This window comes from Methylobacterium sp. CCH5-D2 (assembly GCF_001556475.1).
GTDB classification, from domain to species: domain Bacteria; phylum Pseudomonadota; class Alphaproteobacteria; order Rhizobiales; family Beijerinckiaceae; genus Methylobacterium; species Methylobacterium hispanicum.
The window spans coordinates 1-1,950 of the sequence record NZ_LSIX01000313.1 but is presented as its reverse complement, the minus strand read 5'-3'; the positions used below and the strand labels follow the sequence as shown (position 1 = coordinate 1,950).

At 75.0% G+C, this 1,950-nt stretch carries 2 protein-coding genes and 1 pseudogene; 2 read left to right on the top strand and 1 reads right to left on the bottom strand.

All coding sequences use genetic code 11. The features are described 5' to 3' along the window. The coding region (locus AX737_RS08220) for an HD domain-containing phosphohydrolase (protein WP_156453595.1) at positions 1-430 on the top strand (430 nt) is incomplete at its 5' end. 338 nt (positions 431-768) lie between these two features. Further along, positions 769-1,215: a CAP domain-containing protein gene (locus AX737_RS08215; protein ID WP_066920493.1), complete on the top strand. Its 447-nt coding sequence runs from the start codon at positions 769-771 to the stop codon at positions 1,213-1,215. A gap of 4 nt (positions 1,216-1,219) precedes the next feature. On the opposite strand, the pseudogene AX737_RS08210 reads toward AX737_RS08215, so the two are convergent. Further along, positions 1,220-1,950 (bottom strand): annotated as a pseudogene (locus tag AX737_RS08210) (right-handed parallel beta-helix repeat-containing protein); the annotation flags it as partial.

Here is a 1,950-nt window from a genome sequence, read left to right as displayed (position 1 = left end):
CCACCGCCGCTTCGCCCGCGCGGCCTTGCTGCACGACATCGGCAAGTCGCGCATCCCGGCCGAGATCCTCAACAAGCCCGGCCGCCTCACCCCCGAGGAGTGGCGGCTGATGCAGCGCCACCCTGCCATCGGTGCCGACCTGCTGGAAGAACAGGGCGGGACCGAGCCGGAGGTGATCGCCGCCGTGCGCCACCACCACGAGCGCCTCGACGGCGCCGGCTATCCCGACGGACTCGCGGGCGCGGCGATCGCGGACCTCACCCGCCTCGTGGCGATCTGCGACGTGTACTCGGCGCTGACCGAGCGGCGCGCCTACCGCGCCCCGATCGCGCCGCTCGCCGCGCTCGCCCAGATGGCCGGCGAGCGCGGCCATCTCGACCCGGCCCTGCTCGCCGCCTTCCGCCCCGTCGCGCTGGCACACGCGGGGTAGCCCGCGGATCCCCGAGGGTGTCAAATCCCTTCGGCGCCTGAAGGCGCTGCAGGCGGGGTCCGGGGCGCGCAGCCCCGGGGTCGGCTCCCCTCGCTCGGCGGAGCCGAGCGAGGGGAGCCGGCGCGGGCTCTGCCCTGCACCCGCCAAAGGTCTCGACCTTTGGGATCCGGGACCACCCGTGGTTCCGGTGCCACACCGGGCCGCGATCCGTGCACCGACGGAGCGTCCGCCCCGGTTTCGCCGCAGGCGCGCCGGAGGCAGGCGTCCCGCCGCAAGCCGTGACCCCTGCCGTGCCGATCCGACCCTTCGCCCGCATCGCCGCGCTCGCCCTCCCGCTGATGCTCGCCGCCTGCGGCACCTCGGCGATCCTGCCGGAGGTCACCGCCCCGACCCTGCCGGTGATCCTCGACGAGACGGCGGCGGCCGCCGCGATCTCGCGCTACCGCGCCCAGCACGGGCTGGGGCCGGTGGTGGTGGATGCGGGCCTGACGCGGGCCGCCGCCTTCCAGGCCGGCAACAACGCCCGCGCGGGCCGCCTCAGCCACGATCTCGGCGGCACCTTCACCTCGCGCATGGCCTCGGCGGGTCTCGCCCGCGCCTACGCGGCCGAGAACCTCAGCGCCGGCTCCGAGACCTTCGACCAAGTGCTCGCCCGCTGGAAGGCCTCGCCCCAGCACAACGCCAACATGCTGATCCCGCAACTGCGCCGCATCGGCGTCGCCCGGGTGGACGCGCCGGAGACGCGCTACCGCCGCTACTGGGCGCTGGTGATGGCGGGGAACTGAGCCCCTACTCGACCCGGTTCGGCTCGACCACGTTGCCGGTGCCGTTGTCGCCGTCGTCGGCGCTGCTGCCGAAGGGGTAGCCGCGGTCCTCGCCGCAGTAGAGCCGCCAGCCGCCGCGGGAATTGACCACCACCGGCGCCGAGCCGAACAGCCCCCGCCCCCGGAAGACGTTGCCCGTCACCACGTTGTCGGAGGGCGTCTGGTGGCGCACCGTGCCGCCCTCCCCGCAATTGCGGTAGAGCCGCACGCCCCCCTGCCCCCGCAGGTCGAAGCGGTTTCCGGTGATGCGGTTGCGGGCCGAGCCGTCGACCGCCACGAGTTCGCGCCCCGTCTCGGTCGCGATGGCGTTGTCCGCGATCCGGTTCTCGGCGCTCTCCGCGTCGAGGTAGAGCGCGGTCGAGCGCGAGCGGCCGTCGAGCCGCGAGCCCTGCAGCGTCACCCGGGTCACGCCGGGCCCGAGATAGAGCGGGATGTGCCCGAGCGCGGTGATCGTCGTGCCGAGGATCGCGACCTCGGTCGGCGCGGCAGCTTGCGCCCGCTCCGTATGGCCGGGGCCGTGCGAGGATTCGCGCACGGCCGCGCCCTGCCCGTTCACCCCCATGCCCCAGATCCGCACGTGGCCGAGGATCCGGCAGTCGCGCACGGTGATGTCCGAGGGCCGCTCGAAGCCGCCGCCGGGCAGCGGGCGCGAGCGGATCGCGATCGCGAAGGCGTCGGGAGCGGGCGGCGGCTCGG

Coding starts and splice junctions, on each gene's coding strand:
- AX737_RS08215 (WP_066920493.1), top strand. CDS start 769: ATGCTCGCCGCCTGCGGCACCTCGGCGATCCTGCCGGAGGTCACCGCC.